This is a genomic window from Streptomyces sp. cf386 (assembly GCF_900103585.1).
Lineage (GTDB): Bacteria > Actinomycetota > Actinomycetes > Streptomycetales > Streptomycetaceae > Streptomyces.
Genome location: NZ_FNHV01000003.1, coordinates 182,506 through 195,437, shown reverse-complemented (window position 1 = coordinate 195,437; position 12,932 = coordinate 182,506). Strand labels below are relative to the sequence as shown.

Below are 12,932 nucleotides of genomic sequence, written 5' to 3'. Positions count from 1 at the left end.
ACTTCGCGGATTCCCAGGTAGTTGCATGTTGTACGGACATGGACGAGCAGCGGTTTCAGGCCGTAACGTGCCTTTCGCGCCGACGGCGGAGGAGACGAGACCACCGCATGACCAGCGGTCCTGGAACCGCAACCATCCATTGAGCAACCACAACGGCGAGAACCGGGTCCGCGAGAGCGGCGCCGGTGTAGGCGCAAAAGGGGCATCCAGTGCTGGGGGACGACGCGGAGCTGACCGCCGCGGTGCTTGCGGCACAGGACGGGGACGAGACCGCGTTCCGGACTGTGTACCGCTCCGTGCACCCGCGGCTGCTCGGGTACGTACGGACGCTGGTCGGCGATCCCGACGCCGAGGACGTCGCGTCGGAGGCGTGGCTGCAGATAGCGCGTGACCTGGAGCGGTTCAGCGGGGACGCGGACCGCTTCCGTGGCTGGGCCGCCCGGATAGCCCGCAACCGTGCGCTGGACCACATACGCATGCGCGGCCGCCGCCCCGCGATCGGCGGCGACGAGACGGAGCTGACCGGGAAGGCCGCCGAGTCCGACACCGCCGGCGAGGCCATGGAGGCCCTGGCCACCGACGGCACCCTCTCCCTCATCGCACGGCTGCCGCAGGACCAGGCCGAAGCGGTCGTCCTGCGCGTGGTGGTGGGGCTCGACGCCAAGACGGCAGCGGAGACGCTCGGCAAGCGGCCGGGCGCCGTACGGACCGCCGCGCACCGGGGTCTGAAGCGGCTGGCCGAGCTGCTCGGCGACGATCCGGAATCGGCCGGGGTGCTCGACGCCCTGCCTCCCCAGCGAGACCCCCGCGACCGTGCGGTGACGTCTGCGAGTGTGACGCATATGCGTTCGCGGACGCAGAAGGATGTGTGATGGCCGACGAGCAGTACAGGTGGCTGGACCGCGAAACGGCGGAGCGATTGCTGCGCGGAGAGTCACTCGAAGCTGTCGACGCGGCCCATCGAGACCAGGCCGAACAGCTCGCCAAGACGCTTGAGGCGCTGACCGCCGAACCCCCGCTGAGCAGCGCGGAACTCCCCGGAGAGGACGCCGCGTTGGCGGCCTTCCGCGCGGCGCGCGCGAACCGGGACGACGCCCGTGCGACCGTCGGCGAAGGCTCCGGTTCCGCTGCCGCCCAGGTCACCGACGCCGGGCTGATCCGGATCGGTGCCCCCGGCCACGCCGCCCGGCGCCCCCGCTGGGGCCGTCCCCTGCGGCTCGGCCTCGCCGCCGCGCTGGCCGTTGGCATGGTCGGCGGAGTCGCGGTCGCGGCCGGAACCGGAGTGCTGCGGACGCCGTTCGGCGGAGACGAGCCGGGCCGCCCCGCCGCCACGGTCTCGGAGGCGGCGCCGCCGGAGCGTCCCCTCGTCTCGCCCTCGCCGGAGATCGGCGCGCAGGACGATCCCACACCCGACGGCACCTCGAACGCCCCCACCGCCCCCGGCGCCACGCGGGGCTCCGCACCCGGTGGCCCCGCCGCGGACCGCGAGACCGCCGACGCGGACCGGGACAAGCCGGCGGGCGGCTGGCGGACGGTCGTCAAGGCCTGCCGCGACCTGCGCGACGGCAGGGAGCTGCCCCGCGACCGCCGACGTGCCCTGGAGGGCGCGGCGGGCAGTTCCAAACGCCTGTGGACGTACTGCAAGACCGTGCTGACCGGCGCCGGCGAGAGCACCCGTGCCCAGGGGGACGAGCGCGAGGGCGACGACGGCCGCGACGAGGACGACGGCAAGGGCCGAGGCGACGACGACGGCCAGGACGGCGGCAAGGGCAGAGACAAGGGCAAGGGCGACAAGGACCGTTCGCGCGACAGGAGCCGCGACAACGGCCACCGCACGAACGGCCCCACAGAAGCCCCGTCCCTCGTGGCCGACCTCCTGCCGGACCGCGTCCAGCTGCCCACGCCCCTGGTGCCGAGTCCGTCGTTCAGGGCGCTCTGAGCGGACCTGCGGCTCGGGTGTGACTCTTTTCGCTGTCTGAGCGCTGTCATCGATGAGCCGACTGGTCCTGGGCGTCCAAACCCGCGCGGGATCAGGGAGGCCTCATGGGACGGGAATTCTGGCGCACGATCCGAGTCGCCATCGAGAAGGACAACTGGACGGCCCGCCTCGTCGTAGTCCTGCTTGCGGCAGGCGCCGCTGCGCTCGGCTCCTGCGCGATCGTCACCGCCCGCTGACCGGAGCCAACGTCCACCACTCCTGTCACACGCCGTGAACACGTCTCTGACCTGCCTCTGACCTGCGGTTTTGCTCCCCGGAGAAAATCGCGGCGAAAAAGTTGGCGCTACGAGTGACGTTTTCAGCCGTCGTGGCGCTGAACTGAGTGAGCCGACTGGTCATCGGCCGTCGCACAGAGCCGGGGTTCCCCCCGTACCTGCGGCTCGTGCATCGGCGCGGGCGGGACACGTTCCCCCGGTCCCGCCCGCGCCCCACTTCCCTCCGCGCCCTGCGCCCAAGGGCCTGCCCTCACCAGTGGACGACGACCTTGTCGCCGGTCCTCACCTGGGCGAACATCTCCGCGATGGCCCGCTCGTCCGCCACGTTGACGCAGCCGTGCGAGGCCCCGGCGTAACCCGTGGCCGCGAAGTCGGACGAGTAGTGCACCGCCTGGCCGCCGCTGAAGAACATCGCGTACGGCATCGGCGAGTCATAGAGCGTCGACACATGGTGCCGTGACTTCCAGTAGACGCTGAACACACCTTCCCGCGTCGGTGTGTACTCCGATCCGAACCGCACCGGCACCGTCAGGACCGACCGCCCGTCGATCATCCAGCGCAGCGTCCGGCTCTCCTTGCTGATGCACAGCACCCGACCGGTCAGGCACCGCGCGTCCGGCGCATCGGCCGGCTGCCCGCCCATCAGGTACAGGTCCCACTTGCCGGGCTCGCGCGTCATCTTCAGCAGCCGCTGCCAGGTGACCTCGTCGGTCTTCCCGGTCTTCGGCAGCCCCCGCTTGCCCTGGAAGCCCCGGACCGCCTGCTCGGTCAGGTCGTCGTACGTCCCGGTCGGCCCGTCGAAGAGCCAGGCGATCTGCCGCAGGCGGGCCTGCAGCTCGCGGATGTCGCGGCCCTCGTCGCCCCGCTGCCACAGCACGGCGGGTGGCGGAGGCGTGGGCTCGGCGCTCGGCTTGTCGTCGGGCGGGGCGCTCTTCGGGGACGGCGTGCCGCTCGGCAGCTCGACGCGGATCGGCGAGCGGTGCTCCTCGCCGGAGGCCTGCACCGTACAGCCGCACAGCACCGCGAGCACGGCGCCCGAGGCGAGTACCGCAGATGATCTCCGCATGCCCTTGGTACGCATCCCGACCCCCGTCGTCTCACCGCGGTCACCCTCGACCGGCCGGACATCACCTGAGATGTTCCCCGCGCGTGACCGGTTGCGAACCACGGGGCATGGTTGGAGACGAGGGCACATCAGGCGGGCAGCAAGCACACCAACGCGGAGGCACCCACCATGACGCGTGAGTCGGAGTCCGGACTGCCCATCGAGCCGGTCTACGGGCCGGACACGCTGACCGGCTGGGACGCCTCGGCGCAGCTGGGCGAGCCCGGCTCGTATCCCTTCACCCGCGGCGTCTACCCCACGATGTACACCGGCCGCCCCTGGACGATGCGCCAGTACGCCGGTTTCGGCACCGCGACGGAGTCCAACGCCCGCTACCGCCGGCTGATCGCCCACGGCACGACGGGCCTCTCCGTCGCCTTCGACCTGCCCACCCAGATGGGCCACGACTCCGACGCGCCCATCGCGCACGGCGAGGTGGGCAAGGTGGGCGTGGCGATCGACTCGATCGACGACATGCGGGTGCTGTTCGGCGGGATCCCGCTGGACAAGGTGTCGACGTCGATGACGATCAACGCCCCCGCGGCCCTGCTGCTGCTCCTCTACCAGCTGGTCGCGGAGGAGCAGGGCGTGCGTGCCGACCAGCTCACCGGCACGATCCAGAACGACGTGCTGAAGGAGTACATCGCGCGCGGGACGTACATCTTCCCGCCCAAGCCGTCGCTCCGGCTGATCGCCGACATCTTCAAGTACTGCCGGGCCGAGATCCCGAAGTGGAACACGATCTCGATCTCCGGCTACCACATGGCCGAGGCGGGCGCGTCCCCCGTGCAGGAGATCGCCTTCACCCTCGCCGACGGCATCGAGTACGTCCGCACGGCGGTGGCGGCCGGTATGGACGTCGACGACTTCGCGCCCCGCCTGTCCTTCTTCTTCGTGGCCCGTACGACGCTCCTGGAGGAGGTCGCCAAGTTCCGCGCGGCGCGCAGGATCTGGGCCCGGGTGATGCGGGACGAGTTCGGCGCGCAGAACCCCAAGTCCCTGATGCTCCGCTTCCACACGCAGACGGCCGGTGTCCAACTGACGGCCCAGCAGCCGGAGGTGAACCTGGTGCGCGTGGCCGTTCAGGGCCTGGCGGCGGTGTTCGGTGGCACCCAGTCCCTGCACACCAACTCCTTCGACGAGGCGATCGCGCTCCCGACGGACAAGAGCGCGCGGTTGGCGTTGCGCACCCAGCAGGTGCTGGCGTACGAGACGGACGTGACGGCGACGGTCGACCCCTTCGCCGGCTCCTACGCCATCGAGCGGATGACCGACGACGTCGAGGCGGCGGCGGTCGAGCTGATGCGGAGGGTCGAGGACCTCGGCGGCGCGGTGTCGGCCATCGAGCACGGCTTCCAGAAGGGCGAGATCGAGCGCAGCGCGTACCGGATCGCCCAGGAGACCGACTCCGGCGAGCGCGTCGTGGTCGGCGTCAACCGCTTCCGGCTGGACGAGGAGGAGCCGTACGAGCCGCTGCGGGTGGACCCGGCGATCGAGGCCCGGCAGGCGGAGCGGCTGGCCGAGCTCCGCGCCGGGCGCGACCAACCGGCGGTGGACGCGGCCCTGGCCGCGCTGCAGAAGGCGGCCGAGGGGGAGGACAACGTCCTGTACCCGATGAGGGAGGCGTTGCGGGCTCGGGCGACGGTGGGGGAGGTGTGCGGCGCGTTGCGGGAGGTTTGGGGGACTTACGTGCCGAGCGATGCTTTCTGAGCTGGGAAGTTACTCCCTATGGGTGATCATCGGATGAGTCCTCTCGTCGCCGGTTACGCTCATTGCAGAGTGGGCCCCGACAAGGAGGACGCCATGGCCGTACTGCAGCAGGAGCTGACCCTGGGCGAGGCTGCCGACCAGCTTGCCCGTGCACTGCCTGGCCACCGCGTGGAGATTCTCCAGGGGAGGCTCACGGTGACACCGCCGCCGGATGGTTCGCACGCGCTGGCGCTGACGAAACTGGGCAGGGCATTCGATCGGGCGGGGCTCGTGGAGGCGGGATACGAGTGGGTCCAGGGCGTCGGGCTCTGGCTGCCTACATCGCCGGAGGACTTCGCGATCCCTGACTTTTCCGTCGTCGACCCGGACTTCCGCGACGCCCATGTCACGAAGAACTACTACGCGCCGAACGTCTTCCGCATGGTCGTGGAAGTGACGTCCTCGAACTGGTCGGACGACCTCGGCCCCAAGGTCGAGTGCTACGCCCAGGCCGGCCTTCCCGTCTACCTCATCGCCGACCGCAAACACGACGAGGTCCTCCTCTACGAAGGCCCCGCCGACGGCAAATACCCCGACCCCGCCCGCTTCAAGCGAGGCCAGACCGTCCCCGTCCCCGAATCCGTCGGCGTCACCCTCGACCTCTCCGTCGACACCCTCCTCGACGGCGACGACTAGCGAAGCCCGAACCGGCCCAGGTAGCCCATGAGCCCGGTTGCCCGGTCCGCGGCCCACCCCACGTAGCCGTCCGGTCGTACCAGGAACAGCCCGGAGCCGTACGACTCCTGCGCCCGCCCCCGGACCACCCCTACCGTCTCCGGCACCTCGGGCACCTCCACCTCCACCGCCACCAGCGTCCAGTGCGGTCCCCGGAAAGCGTCGAACAGCCGTACCTCGCCCAGCGTCCCGTCAGGTGCGCGGTCGCCCGCTCGTACCTGACCCGGCGCCGTACGCGTCTCCTCCGTTAGTGACGACTCCCGGTACCCCAGACCCAGTTGGCGGGTCGCCTCGCCGCGTCGGGTCTCCCCGCGGTGGACGCTGGTCGACAGGCCGAGCATGTCCGCGGCGATCGGGCGCCGTTCCTCCTCGTAGGTGTCGAGGAGTGTCGTCGGTGCACCGCCCGTCAGCACCGCGCCCAGCTTCCAGCCCAGGTTGTAGGCGTCCTGGACGCTGGTGTTGAGGCCCTGGCCCCCGGCCGGTGAGTGGACATGCGCCGCGTCCCCGGCGAGGAACACCCGCCCGTCCCGGAACCGGTCCGCCAGAGCCGCCCGCGGGCGGAAGTCCGAGGCCCAGCGGACCTCGGTCACGGCGTCGGCATCGAGGTGCGAGCGGGCGGCGACGACCTTGCGGATGCCGTCCAGGGACAGGTCCACCGCCGTGCCCTCCGGGAACTGGGCGGCGATCTGGAAGTCCCGCGTGCCCGCGAGCGGGCAGATCGCCATGAAGCCGTCGGTCTCGCCGTGCGGCGGGAAGACGTGCCAGTGGTCGCGGTCCAGGCCGGTCAGGCGTACGTCCGCGACCAGCATCGGGTGCGGGTCGACCGTCACCCCGGTCATGCCGATGCCGAGACCTCGCCGTACCGCCGAACGGCCCCCGTCGGCCGCGACGACATACCGCGCGCGGACGCTCTCGCCGGCTGCGAAGCCGACCGTCACCCCGTCCTCGTCCTGCGTGATCCCCACGACCTCCCGGCCGAAGGCGACCTTGCCGCCCAGCTCGGTCAGCCGCGCGAACAGGATCTCCTGGGTCCGCCACTGCGGCACCATCCACGGCTCGGTGTACGGCGAGTCCTCCGTCGCCTCGGCCGGGTCGAACATCTGGTGCTCGCCGACCTGTTTGCCGTCCTGCCAGATCATGCCGACCGGGTAGCCGCCCCCGGCCGCGCGGATCGCGTCCAGCACGCCCAGGTCGTCGAAGACCTCCATCGTGCGCGGCTGGATGCCCTTGCCGCGTGAGCCCGGGAAGAGCCCCTCGGTCCGCTCCACGACCAGCGCGTCCACCCCGCGCCGGGCCAGGTCGACACCGAGGGCGAGGCCGGTCGGGCCCGCGCCGACGATCAGGACGTCGATATCGGTGTTTGTGGGACTCATCGGGTGATTCTCCTTAACGCTGTTAAGTGCCGATGGCTATGAGCGTGCCCTTAACGCCGTTAAGCTGTCAAGTGTGAACACGGAACGCCGAGCGCCCCTCGACCGCAATCGCGTCGCCGACACCGCCCTCAAGCTGCTGAACGAGGTCGGTCTGGACGGCCTGACGCTGCGCGCCATCGCCAAGGAGCTGGACGTCAAGGCGCCGGCCCTGTATTGGCACTTCAAGGACAAACAGGCGCTGCTCGACGAAATGGCGACCGAGATGTACCGCCGGATGGTCGCGGGGACGCCCCTCGACCCCGCCGACACCTGGCAGGAGCGGCTGCTCAAGTCCAACCGCGGGCTGCGCGCGGCGCTGCTCGGCTACCGCGACGGCGCGAAGGTCTTCAGCGGCTCACGCTTCACCGGCATCGAGCACGCCGAGCAGATGGAGGCCAACCTGCGCCTCTTCACGGCCGCCGGCTTCGCCCTCGCCGACGCGGTCCGCGCGACCTCGACGACGTACTTCTACACCCTCGGCTTCGTCACCGAGGAGCAGGGCGTCGAGCCCATGGCGGGCGAGCGCCGGGAAGGGTACGACGTAGCCGAACGCGCCCGCCTGATGGCCGACTTTCCCTTGTCGGCTCAGGCGGGCGCGGAGATCTTCGCTGACTACGACCGGCACTTCGAAGAGGGGCTTGCCCTCGTGATCGCGGGGATCGAGGCGCGGTGCGGGGTCAGTTGAGCGGTGTTCAGTTGTGAGTGCCGGTCCAGGTGTAGTAGGAGGCCGGCTCCTGGCCGGCGTCGGTGGCGTAGACCGCGTCCGGGTTGTTGCTCGTTCTGAGGTGGCCGTCGTTGGGCCCGCCGAGGTTGTTGAAAATGCCCTGCGTGTCGGCGGCGTAGTACCACCACTGGCCATTGACGGCGTTGCATGTGCCCAGCCAGACGGCGTTGACGTCCGACTTGTTGTCGGTCACCAGGCACTTGCCGGTCTCACGGTTCTTGAGCTGCATGAAGTTGCCCGGCCCGTCGCCGACCCAGTCCCACTGCTGCCGGTTCCAGCCCTGGCAGAGGGTGGCGTACGCCGTTCCGCTGTCCCCGGCGGTCAGGCACGTGCCGAACCGCTCGTTCTTGAACGTCCAGTAGGTGGCGGCCTGTGCGGATGACGGGAAGATCATGCCGGCTCCCACAGCCAGCGTGCTGAGTGCGGTGACGGTGGCAAGTCGCAGCTTCTTCATCACGAACCTCTCTCTCAAGAGCGGGAAGTGAACCGAGCAACAGCATTGCTGGCTGCGGCAGTTGAGACGTTGGCGCTCAGAGCACACTCATGTGGCATTCCGTCCACCGAGGACGCCGGCGTGCCGCCGGAAGTCCGTCGGCGGGATGCCGTACGCCGCCCGGAAGGCCCGGGTGAAGTCGGTGGCCCGGGCGAAGCCCCAGCGTGCGGCGATGGCGTGGACCGGTGTGGCCGCCTGGGCCGGGTCGGCGAGGTCGAAGCGGGCGCGTTCCAGGCGTCGGCGGCGGATGTACGCGGCGACGGTCTCGCTCTCCTCCTCGAAGAGGCGGTGCAGATAGCTGAGCGAGATGCCGTGCGCGGCGGCGACGGCGCGCGGGGTCAACTCCGGGTCGGACAGGCGGCGTTGGATGAACCCCCTGATGCGTGGGGGCAACGTCCGGCTCGGGGTCTCCGGCGGGGCGCAGTCACCGTCGTCGGGGGAGTGGGCCAGCAGTGCCGCCACCATGTTGCCCAGGACCGTTCCCAGGCGCGGTCCGTCCGCGGGCTGGAAGGTGCCGGTGTCCTCCGTCAGCTGGGTGAGCAGCCGGGCCAGGAGGGCGCCCGCACCCGTACGGCCCGTGATCAGGCGGCCCGGCATCCGGTCCGCCTCCTCCGGGGGCAGGGGGAGCAGCGCCTCGGGGATCCCGATGCCGACGGCCCGGATCGGGCCGGAGCGCAGCTGCAGCGGTCGTAAGTGGTCGTCGAAGTGGAAGTCGCCCGCACGCAGGGGCGTTTCGCGCCCGTCGTGGACGATCGCCGCCTCGCCCTCCAGGAGCAGGACCAGGTGGAACTGGCGGGTGGCCGTCCGCCGGACCGGCGCGAGGGCCCGGGAATACAGCGGAGGGCAGGTCACCGACCACACCGATGCCGCCCCGAGCTCGACGAGCCGGACGTGTTGCCGGATGGAGACGGCGGGTCGGCCGTATCCCCGGATGAGTCCTCCCACGGTGTCCCGGCCCTCAGCCACGAGGCGCCCGGAGGGCCTGGCGGCGCCAGTCCCGTGGCGGCATGCCGTACGCGGCGTTGAAGGCACGGGTGAAGGCCGCGTGCTCCCGGAATCCGCAGTCGGTCGCGATGCGGTGCAGTGGCACATCCCGCAGCCCGGGGTCCGTGAGCGCACGGCGGGCCCGCTCCAGGCGCCGGTGGCGGATCAGCTCCGTGACGGTGGTGTCGCGGCTCCGGAAGAGGCGGTGCAGATAGCTGACGGAGATGTGGTGGGCGGCGGCGATGTCCCGGGGTGAGAGATCCGGGTCCGACAGGTGGTCCTGGACGAAGGCCTCGACGCTCAGCAGCAGGGTTCTTCGACGGGACTCGTCCGGCAGCCGCGGGCGGGAGTCCAGATGGTGGGCGAGCGTGGCGGCCAGCAGGTCCAGGGTCACCGCGCTCAGCCGGTCGATATCGGCGCCGGTGCGGGGGAGCCGGTCGGCGGCCAGGTCGCCGAGGAAGTGGGTGAGCAGCGCGCCCACGCCCTCCCGGCCGGGTAAGCGGGTCCCGAGCAGCCGGTCGGTGTGGCGGGCGGACAGCGGCAGCAGGGAGCGGGGGACGTGTGCGCGCACCAGCGTGACCGGTCCCCGGCCGGTCATCCGCACGCTGAACGGCCGCGAGCTGTCGTAGAGCACGAGATCCCGCTCGCCCAGCAGGGCCTCGCGCCCGGCCTGGGCCACCACCAGCGCGCCGTGCCGCGGGAAGACGACCGAGCACAGTTCCGGGTCCGCCTGCCGGATCATCGCCGGGGTGCGCCGCACCAGGGACGGCGAGCAGGTCAGCTCCACGATGTTCACCGGACCGAGGTCGAGCGCCCGTGCCGTGGCCTGGAAGGGTTCCGGGTCCGTCTCCGTGACCCGCATCGGATGGTCGCTGTGGAGCAGGAAGTCGTCGAAGCGGGCCGGTCGCTCGGTCTGCGGCAGGTCCGCGCTGTGGAAAACGGTCGTGTGCACACATTCCCCCCGGGTTCGTCGAGTCGTATCGAACACCCGAGCGGGGATCATAAGCGCTTCAGATGGCGGTCGGGTGGCCGCGGAGAAGGGGGCGCCGTCCGGTTACCTTTCGTTCACCTGGTAGTTGGCAGGGAGTTGAGATCCGGCGTCGAACATCTCCTACGGTCGCAGGGATCCGCCCCGGAGAGAGCCCAGGTGTACGCGTGACCAACCGCCCCCCGACACTGTCCGTGATCGTCCCCTGCTACAACATCGAGTCGTACGTACCCGAGACCGTGACCAGCCTGGTCACCAACGAACGGGACGACTTCGAGTTCATCTTCGTCGAGGACCGGTCCACCAAGGACAAGACGTACGAAGCGCTGCTGACGCTGACGAAGAGACTCAAGAACAGCCGGGTGATACGGCACGAGCAGAACGGCGGCCTCGCCACCGCGCGCAACACCGGCATCGACGCCTCGGAGGGCCGCTACCTCACCTTCCTCGACGGCGACGACTGGCTGGCTCCGGGCTATCTCGCGGATCTGGTGGACGCCATCGAGCGGTTCGACGTCGACTTCGTACGCACCGACCACGTCCAGGTGACGGGCATCGAACGGACCGTGCACCGGGCCCCCGAGGGCCGCCGCCACACCCCCCTCGACCCGCGCACCTCGATCCTCCCGGTCGACGACACGACCATGGTCGACTACCCCTACGCCTGGGCCGGTGTCTACCACCGCCGCCTCCTCGACCAGGGCATGCTGCGCTTCCACGACGGACTGAAGACCGCCGAGGACCGCCCCTGGATCTGGGACCTGCACCGCAGGGCCGACTCCTACGCCGTCGCCAGCCTGCGCGGCGTCTTCTACCGCCGGGGCGTGGCCAGCTCGCTCACCCAGATCGGTGACGTCCGCCAGCTGGACTTCTTCCGCTCCTTCGACCTGGTCCTCGCCGAGCTCGCCGACGACCCCGAGGTGGGCAAGCTGCGCAAGAAGGCGCTGCGCAACTACTGCGTCGTCATCGCCCACCAGCTGCTCAGCCGCGGCCGGTTCGAACGCAGCATCGCCGCCAGGTTGAAGCAGATGGCCGCCGAGGCGCTGGGCAGGATGTCGGAGGACGAGCTGGAAGAGGCCCTCGTCGGGATGGGCGAGGAACGCGTGTACATGCTGCGCCGGATACGGGGTGGCATGAAGGGAGTGGCGGCATGATCCAGATCTTCTTCTCGGCCACGCAGTACGCGGCCGCGACCGTCACCGCCGCCATCCGGGCCGGCCGGTTCGGCCCGCGCGAGGGCGTCCGCCGCATCCTCGTCGTCAGCAACACCGCCGCCATCCCCGAGGTCGGCACCCCGCTGGACCGCATGGCCGGCTTCGAGAAGCTGCGCCCCGAGTTCGACGAGGTGCGCTCCTGGAACGACTTCATCTCCCCGCACCACCCGGCCGGCTGGTCGCCCCGCGGTCAGGACACCCTGCTGTGGGAGAAGGCCGTACGCCTCGCCTGGAACCTGGGCGACGAGCCCGTCGAGATCGCCTGTGAGTCCATCCAGGCCAACCCCTCCCGTGCGGTCGCGGACATCTTCGCGGACAGCCCCATCCATGTGTACGCGGACGGCCTGATGAGCTACGGCCCCACCCGCAACCGCATCCCGCACGGCATGAGCAGCCGCATCAAGCGCGTCCTGCACCTCGACCTGGTGCCGGGCCTTACGCCCATGCTCCTGGCCGAGTACGGCGTCACGCCCGAGGCCGTTCCGAACGAAGCGATCGTCGACGTCCTCGCCCAGATCGGCGAGTCCGGCGCCGGCATCCTCGCCGAGCGCCTCCCGGCCGACAACCCGCCCACCGCCGTCCTCCTCGGCCAGTACCTCTCGGCCATCGACCTGATCACCCAGGACGAAGAGGAGCAGCTGCACATCCGCTTCCTGCGCGCCGCCGCCCGGGCCGGCCACCAGGACGTGCTGTTCAAGCCGCACCCGAGCGCGCCGGCCGTCTTCAACGAGTCCCTCGAGGCGGTTGCGGCGGAACTCGGCGTCAACCTCACGGTGCTGAACGAGCCCGTCCTCGCCGAGACCGTCTTCGCCTTCCTGAAGCCGAAGCTCGTGATCGGTTGCTTCTCGACGGCCCTGATGACCGCCGCCGCCTTCTACGGCATCCCGGTCGCCCGCGTCGGCACCGACCTGCTCCTCGAACGCATCACCCCGTACGAGAACAGCAACCGCATCCCGCTGACCATCATCGACGCGGCTCTGCCCGACGCCGAGCAGGCCGAGCTCGGCTCCCCGCTCGAACTCGCCGGGATGGCCGAGGACTTGGCCCCGCTGGTGCGCAGCGTCGGCTACTGCATGCAGTCCCGCAAGCACCACGCCCTGCGCGACGAGGTGACCGCCTGGCTCGGCGCCAACCTGGCCCAGTACCAGGGCTACTTCAAGCGCCGCCGCCTCACCAGCCTCCGCCTCCCCGGCGGCAGCCCGGTCCGTGCGGAGGCGCTGCGCAGGCACCCGGCGGTGCGGAAGGCCGTGCGGCAGCTGCGGCAGACGACGCGGAAGTAGCGGACGGTTCCGAAAACGCGGTTGGCGCGTCTCCCCGGCTGGGGTGACGCGCCAACCGCTTGGGGCGCGGGGAACTGCGCGACCAGCCCCCACC

The 12,932-nt window shown here is 70.7% G+C and carries 13 protein-coding genes; 8 read left to right on the top strand and 5 right to left on the bottom strand.

Annotated features, from left to right (window positions below; all coding sequences use genetic code 11):
- Nucleotides 1-209 precede the first annotated feature (209 nt).
- The 3 genes from BLU79_RS08785 (at nucleotide 210) to BLU79_RS48920 (ending at nucleotide 2,175) form a co-directional block, all read left to right on the top strand.
- A complete protein-coding gene (locus BLU79_RS08785) occupies nucleotides 210-872 on the top strand; it encodes an RNA polymerase sigma factor (RefSeq protein WP_093905095.1) in 663 nt (220 codons plus the stop codon).
- A complete protein-coding gene (locus BLU79_RS08780) occupies nucleotides 872-1,939 on the top strand; it encodes a hypothetical protein (protein WP_177000942.1) in 1,068 nt (355 codons plus the stop codon). Before BLU79_RS08785 ends, BLU79_RS08780 begins: the two co-directional genes overlap by 1 nt.
- Before the next feature lie 104 nt (nucleotides 1,940-2,043).
- Nucleotides 2,044-2,175: a hypothetical protein gene (locus BLU79_RS48920; RefSeq protein ID WP_256333216.1), complete on the top strand. Its 132-nt coding sequence runs from the start codon at nucleotides 2,044-2,046 to the stop codon at nucleotides 2,173-2,175.
- A gap of 289 nt (nucleotides 2,176-2,464) precedes the next feature.
- Here the strand turns inward: BLU79_RS48920 and BLU79_RS08775 are convergent, their stop codons facing one another.
- Nucleotides 2,465-3,295 (bottom strand): L,D-transpeptidase family protein, encoded by an 831-nt coding sequence (locus BLU79_RS08775; protein WP_256333215.1) that lies wholly within the window; start codon nucleotides 3,293-3,295, stop codon nucleotides 2,465-2,467.
- A gap of 153 nt (nucleotides 3,296-3,448) precedes the next feature.
- Between BLU79_RS08775 and BLU79_RS08770 the strand changes: the two genes are divergently transcribed.
- Both BLU79_RS08770 and BLU79_RS08765 read left to right on the top strand, forming a co-directional pair.
- Nucleotides 3,449-5,029 carry an acyl-CoA mutase large subunit family protein gene (locus BLU79_RS08770; protein ID WP_093905094.1) on the top strand — a complete coding sequence of 527 codons (1,581 nt, stop codon included), beginning with the start codon at nucleotides 3,449-3,451 and terminating at the stop codon, nucleotides 5,027-5,029.
- Between the two features lie 93 nt (nucleotides 5,030-5,122).
- Nucleotides 5,123-5,704 carry a Uma2 family endonuclease gene (locus BLU79_RS08765; protein ID WP_093905485.1) on the top strand — a complete coding sequence of 194 codons (582 nt, stop codon included), beginning with the start codon at nucleotides 5,123-5,125 and terminating at the stop codon, nucleotides 5,702-5,704.
- Here the strand turns inward: BLU79_RS08765 and BLU79_RS08760 are convergent.
- Complete coding sequence (locus tag BLU79_RS08760; RefSeq protein WP_093905093.1) at nucleotides 5,701-7,116, bottom strand: FAD-dependent oxidoreductase; 1,416 nt, start codon at nucleotides 7,114-7,116, stop codon at nucleotides 5,701-5,703. The two genes, BLU79_RS08765 and BLU79_RS08760, sit on opposite strands and share 4 nt — an antisense overlap.
- 73 nt (nucleotides 7,117-7,189) lie before the next feature.
- Here BLU79_RS08760 and BLU79_RS08755 point away from each other — a divergent pair, with 73 nt between their 5' ends.
- Nucleotides 7,190-7,840, top strand: coding sequence for a TetR/AcrR family transcriptional regulator (locus BLU79_RS08755; protein ID WP_093905092.1), 651 nt, complete (start codon nucleotides 7,190-7,192; stop codon nucleotides 7,838-7,840).
- A 7-nt stretch (nucleotides 7,841-7,847) separates the two neighbouring features.
- Here the strand turns inward: BLU79_RS08755 and BLU79_RS08750 are convergent, their stop codons facing one another.
- The 3 genes from BLU79_RS08750 to BLU79_RS08740 form a co-directional block, all read right to left on the bottom strand.
- Nucleotides 7,848-8,333, bottom strand: coding sequence for an RICIN domain-containing protein (locus BLU79_RS08750; RefSeq protein WP_093905091.1), 486 nt, complete (start codon nucleotides 8,331-8,333; stop codon nucleotides 7,848-7,850).
- 87 nt (nucleotides 8,334-8,420) lie between these two features.
- Nucleotides 8,421-9,317 carry a helix-turn-helix domain-containing protein gene (locus BLU79_RS08745; protein WP_177000941.1) on the bottom strand — a complete coding sequence of 299 codons (897 nt, stop codon included), beginning with the start codon at nucleotides 9,315-9,317 and terminating at the stop codon, nucleotides 8,421-8,423.
- 13 nt (nucleotides 9,318-9,330) lie between these two features.
- Nucleotides 9,331-10,308, bottom strand: a complete 978-nt coding sequence (locus tag BLU79_RS08740; RefSeq protein ID WP_256333213.1) for a helix-turn-helix domain-containing protein — start codon at nucleotides 10,306-10,308, stop codon at nucleotides 9,331-9,333.
- A gap of 203 nt (nucleotides 10,309-10,511) precedes the next feature.
- On the opposite strand from BLU79_RS08740, the gene BLU79_RS08735 reads away from it, so the two are divergent.
- The gene (locus tag BLU79_RS08735; RefSeq protein ID WP_093905088.1) at nucleotides 10,512-11,498 is read left to right on the top strand and encodes a glycosyltransferase family 2 protein; all 987 of its coding nucleotides are present in this window, start codon (nucleotides 10,512-10,514) and stop codon (nucleotides 11,496-11,498) included.
- Nucleotides 11,495-12,838 carry an alpha-2,8-polysialyltransferase family protein gene (locus BLU79_RS08730; RefSeq protein ID WP_093905087.1) on the top strand — a complete coding sequence of 448 codons (1,344 nt, stop codon included), beginning with the start codon at nucleotides 11,495-11,497 and terminating at the stop codon, nucleotides 12,836-12,838. Before BLU79_RS08735 ends, BLU79_RS08730 begins: the two co-directional genes overlap by 4 nt.
- Nucleotides 12,839-12,932 lie beyond the last annotated feature (94 nt).